This window comes from Nocardia farcinica, assembly GCF_029867845.1.
Taxonomy (GTDB): Bacteria; Actinomycetota; Actinomycetes; order Mycobacteriales; family Mycobacteriaceae; genus Nocardia; species Nocardia farcinica_A.
This window is the reverse complement of sequence record NZ_JARWRU010000495.1, coordinates 1-4,678: the sequence shown is the minus strand read 5'-3', so window position 1 is coordinate 4,678 and position 4,678 is coordinate 1. Positions and strand designations below refer to the sequence as shown.

Below are 4,678 nucleotides of genomic sequence, written 5' to 3'. Positions count from 1 at the left end.
ACCTGGTGTTCCAGGTTGTGGGGGGGGGCCCGGGGGGGTCCGGGGGGGTGTTTCTGTTTTTTCTACCCAATAATCCACACTATCCGCGACCGGCTGCTCACCCTGCCCGAGGAGACACGGGTACACACCGGCCACGGCGAGGGCACCACCATCGGCGCCGAGAAGCCGTCGCTGGCGGACTGGATCGCCCGCGGGCACTGAGCCGACAGCTTCCCGCCTCGGCGGCCCGGCCGGAAAGCTCTGGCCGGGCCGTGAGCGCGCCGGGACGTGGGCACCACCGCTGCCCGTACCGCGACGCGGCCGAGCGACGCGGGCGCCTCCGGCCGCGCCGGATCGGCCGAGATCGCGGGAACCCTGGTCAGAGAATCGCCACCGCGACGACCAGACCGAGGGCGAAGTGCGCCGCCGCCACCACGAGGACCTCGGCGGTCCGCACATCGGAGTGCATCGCCGCGCCGATGTCGATGCCGAACACCCGCTCCAGCACGCGCACCGAGATCACCTGCACCACGATGCCGACCAGGCCGAAGACCAGCGCGGCGATCAGCCCCTCGGCGAGCTTGCCCGCCGAGGAGTAGATGGCCAGCACCACGATGAAGGCCATGCTGACCAGGCCGGCGGCCGAGACGATGATCGCGTTCGGCTTGCCCGCGACGACGAGCTCGCGCAATCTGCCCGGGGTGGTCAGATCGATGGCGTAGAAACCGACGAGCATCAGCGCCAATCCGACGACGGCGTAGAGCAGGATGGCGCCGACGCCCTCGCCGAGCGCGCTCCAATACCCCGATTCGAGGGCGAGTGCGGTCATCGTGATCCTTTCCGATAAGTGTGCGAACCAAGTGGATCAACTGCGAGACAGGGCGACCCGCGCGGCGCCGTAGCGGCCGGATCGGCGCCCCGGCTAGCCCGCGGGGATGCGGTGCGGCACGAAAGCGGCTCCGTCGTCGGTGATCAGGCCGGCGGTCTCCCTGATGCCGAGCCCGGCCGACTCGTCGCCGACCATCCACGCCCCGAGCACCGGCCGCATCCCGTCGAATTCCGGCAGCGGGTCGAGCAGTTGGTAGACATACCCCTCCGCCCCGTAGACGCCGCCGGTGGCGGTCTCCATGCCCGCGCCGACGATGGTCATGTTCGCGCCCTCGCGTCCCAGTTTGGGTTTGCGGATGTACTCGGTGAGTTCGCGCGGCTCGTCGATGTAGGTGGGCAACAGGTTCGGATGCCCGGGATACATCTCCCACAGCACCGCGAGAATCGCCTTGTTGCTCAGCAGCGCCTTCCACAGCGGCTCGATCCAGGCGGTGGCGGGCAGGCTGCTCACCACGCGTCTGCCGAATTCGTCGTCGAGCACCCATTCCCAGGGGTAGAGCTTGAAGATCGCCTCGATCGGGGCCTCGGCCAGGTCGACGAAGCGTTCCAGCTCGGTGTCCCAGCCGATCTCCTCGATCGGCAGCGCGATGGTGTCGAACCCCGCCTCGGCGGCGGTCTCCTGCATGTAGGCGGTGGTGACGTTGTCCTCACCGGAGGCGTCCGCGCCCGACCAGGCGAAGTGCAGCTGCGGGTCGGCGGCCTGCTTGCGCAACTCCGCCCAGCGCGCGACGAGCTTCTCGTGCAGAGAGTTCCACTGGTCGTCGCCGGGGTGGGTGTCGGTGAGCCAGTGCCACTGCACGATCGCCGCCTCCAGCAGCGAGGTGGGCGTGTCGGCGTTGTACTCCAGCCGCTTGGCCGCCCGGCGCGCGTCGTCGCGCAGGTCGAAGCGGCCGTAGACGTAGGGATCGGCGCGACGCCAGGACTCGGCGATCGGCCCCCAGCTCCACTCGGGCAGGCCGAAATCGGCGAACCGCTCGGTGAGGATCACGTGCTCGACGGCGTTGAGGCACATCGAGTGCAGTAGTTCCACATCGGCTTCCAGCGCCAGGATCTCGTCCATGTCGAACTCGTAGTGCACCGATTCGTCCCAGTAGGGCCGTGGTGTGCCGTCGGCGTAGCGACCGGGCGCGCCGTAGACCAGGCCCTGATCCTCGATGACGCGCTGCCAGCCTGCACGGGGCGTGCCCCGCAACCGTCGCATCAGGACCCACCGCCGACCTTGCTGCCGAGTCCGCCGCGCTGGATCGTGGTGCCGGACTTGGTGGTGATGTTGGCGCCCTTGGGCTTGATCGTGGTGCCGCCGACGGGCGGCTTGCCCACGGTGTTGTTGCCGCCGTAGTAGTAGCGGTACTGCGGGCCGCTGCCCCAGATGATCACCGCGCCGCCACCACCGCCGTTGCCGTCGACGAAGCCGGGCTTGCCGTCGCCGCAGTAGGTGTCCTCGACCACGACCTCCTGGCCGTCCTCGGTCTTCACGCAGTAGGCGGTGACATCCGGCGCGCTGATCGCGCGATAGGCCAGGTAGCCGCCTCCGACCAGGGCAGCGACACCGACCACGGCCACGCCGCCGATGAGCACCCGGTCGCGGGCACGGCGCTTGGCCGCCGCCGCCGCGGCCTCCGCGCGCGCCTTCTCGTAGGCCGCCCTTCGCGCCTTGTCCCGCGCGCGGGCCTCGGCGACCGTCGGCGGACGCGGTCGGGTCACGCCCGGTTCCTGGCGCTGGATGCTGCCCGCGTACGGCGGCTGCTCGGGCACGTTCAGCTCCGGCGGCTGCCAGGCCTGCGGTTGCTGCTGGGGCGGTTGCCAACTCGGTGGCTGCTCGCCCGGCTGCGGCGTGTTCTCCGGTCGCGCGTCCTCCGGTCGCGTGCTGTCCGGTCCTGTGCTGTCCGGTCGTGTGTGATCCGGTTCGGAGCCCCGCGGAGTCCCCTCACCCTGCCCCGGCGTCGTCACCGCCGCCTCCCCGTCGGCATGGCACCCTCCACTAGCGCTCCTCGAATCCGGTGAAATCTCCCCGCGCGGATTCCCAGCTTTCCACAACGAGATCCACGCGGCCAGGAGTTGTCCCGGATCGCAGCAGGTCGAGCAGCCGCTCGGCGTCCGTCCGCGAACCCTCGGCAACCACATGGACCCGGCCGTCGGCGGAATTGCGCGCGTAGCCGGTCAATCCGAGTTCCAGCGCCCTGGCCCTGGTCCACCAGCGGAACCCGACCCCCTGCACCCGCCCGTGCACCCACGCGCTGAGGCGCGCCGGGCCGCCTGCGTCCTCGCGTTCACTCATGCCCGGCAGCATGCCGGGCGCCGAACGCGCTTGTGACAGCGGGTCGCCCGGGGCATCGCCCGCCGCGCCGGTCCGCCGCGGACGCGCGGAGCCGGAAGGCGCCGACGTCGCAGGGGCGTCGCCGGACAGTGTCGGCGACAGAAAGTGACGGCGTCAGAGAGTGTCGACGTCGAACGACAGCGTGACCTTCGTGCCCGCCTTGAGCGTGCGCCCCACGGTGCACACCTTGTCGATGGCGCGCTGCACGGTCACCAGCAGGCGCTCACGCTCCTGCTCGTCGAGTTCGCTGAGGTCGAACTCGAAGACCTCGTCGAGCTGCGGGTAGACCTCGTTCTCCCGGTCGGCGTCGCCGGAGACCCGGATGGTGGCGTCGAAGTTGTCGCCGAGCTTGCGCGAGAGCGGGAAGTCGGCGCTGAGGCCGGAGCAGGCGGCCAGCGCGATCTTGAGCAGCTCACCCGGGGTGAACGCGCCGGGCACCCCCTGCGACGCGATCTTCACCTCGGCGCCGCGGTTGCTGCGGCCGGTGTAGGCCCTGGTGCCGGTGCGCTCGACCCATAGTTCGGTCGGCGCGGCGGTCGCGTTCGTATCAGCCATAGCGTGAATCCTGCCATCCGTGTCGGCGCCGATCGGCGTCGAGATCGGCTCCCCTGCGGCAACACCGCGCGATCGGCCACGCATTCCTGCTGCGACACGCACCACACCGCCCGCCGCGAAACGCGACGGACGGTGTGCGGCGTCACCGGAGAACCGCGGCGGACCAGCGGTTGTCGGACGAGACGAACGCCGGGCGAGCGGCTACGACTGCCGGGAACGGCGCGCGCCCGACGCCCGGTGGCGGCTCTGCGGGCGGTGTTCGGGCTGTTCGACGGTCCCGGCCGAGGCGGTCTCGGGGCTGCTGAAGACCGGGCGCGGCACGACGGCGGCCTGCGCGGTTGGCACGGTCTGGTTTTCCGCGCTCAGCGGGTGGCTGAACGACGGACGGTCATCATGCGTCATGGGGACGCTCCTGTCCCGGCGAGAAGGCGGCCGGTTCGCAATTCGGAGGCGGCACGGCCGGGTCGGCGATGCGCTCGGAACTCCCCCGAATATCTCCACCATACGTGGTCGTCGCCCGGCTCGCCCGCACCCCCGCCCGACCGGACGGTCGGCATCCGACTCCGGCGCCTCCTGGCTGGTCGGCCGACCGATACTCCAGCAGCGTCCCAGCTATCGCTTGCGTAACGAAAGGAACACGACACGCCTGGTGTGAGGGTTAACCGTTGCGGCACGCGGTACGTAGGCGTCGGCCCCCTCTAGTCGTGACATGCGTCACGACAAGCCTCGACGTGACGGAGACGGCCACATTTCGGCGCCCGGCACTCGGAAGATGTCGGGTGAAGCGAGTGCCAACGGTTGTGTCCCTGGAAGGAGGGTCATGAGCGCAGTGTTCTCGGAGCCGGTTACGGCACGACGTGCCGCCACGGATCTTGTGTCGATCGATCACGCCTGAAGGCAATTGAACATAGCGATGTTTGTACCGCCTTATTTCGACGT

At 70.0% G+C, this 4,678-nt stretch carries 6 protein-coding genes and 1 pseudogene; 1 reads left to right on the top strand and 6 read right to left on the bottom strand.

Features of this window, described 5'->3' with window-relative positions:
* Positions 1-201: pseudogene (locus tag QH283_RS10820) on the top strand (MBL fold metallo-hydrolase); the annotation flags it as partial.
* Between the two features lie 157 nt (positions 202-358).
* Here the strand turns inward: QH283_RS10820 and QH283_RS10815 are convergent.
* The 6 genes from QH283_RS10815 to QH283_RS10790 form a co-directional block, all read right to left on the bottom strand.
* The gene (locus QH283_RS10815; protein ID WP_280502884.1) at positions 359-808 is read right to left on the bottom strand and encodes a DUF350 domain-containing protein; all 450 of its coding nucleotides are present in this window, start codon (positions 806-808) and stop codon (positions 359-361) included.
* A gap of 93 nt (positions 809-901) precedes the next feature.
* Positions 902-2,068, bottom strand: a complete 1,167-nt coding sequence (locus tag QH283_RS10810; protein ID WP_280502883.1) for a glutathionylspermidine synthase family protein — start codon at positions 2,066-2,068, stop codon at positions 902-904.
* Positions 2,068-2,622 carry a hypothetical protein gene (locus QH283_RS10805; RefSeq protein ID WP_280502882.1) on the bottom strand — a complete coding sequence of 185 codons (555 nt, stop codon included), beginning with the start codon at positions 2,620-2,622 and terminating at the stop codon, positions 2,068-2,070. The genes QH283_RS10810 and QH283_RS10805 overlap by 1 nt, the downstream gene beginning before the upstream one ends.
* Before the next feature lie 226 nt (positions 2,623-2,848).
* On the bottom strand, positions 2,849-3,145 hold the full coding sequence (locus tag QH283_RS10800; RefSeq protein ID WP_280502881.1) for an acylphosphatase: 297 nt from the start codon (positions 3,143-3,145) through the stop codon (positions 2,849-2,851).
* A 153-nt stretch (positions 3,146-3,298) separates the two neighbouring features.
* The gene (locus QH283_RS10795; protein WP_280502880.1) at positions 3,299-3,739 is read right to left on the bottom strand and encodes an OsmC family protein; all 441 of its coding nucleotides are present in this window, start codon (positions 3,737-3,739) and stop codon (positions 3,299-3,301) included.
* A gap of 201 nt (positions 3,740-3,940) precedes the next feature.
* Positions 3,941-4,141, bottom strand: coding sequence for a hypothetical protein (locus tag QH283_RS10790; protein ID WP_280502879.1), 201 nt, complete (start codon positions 4,139-4,141; stop codon positions 3,941-3,943).
* Positions 4,142-4,678 lie beyond the last annotated feature (537 nt).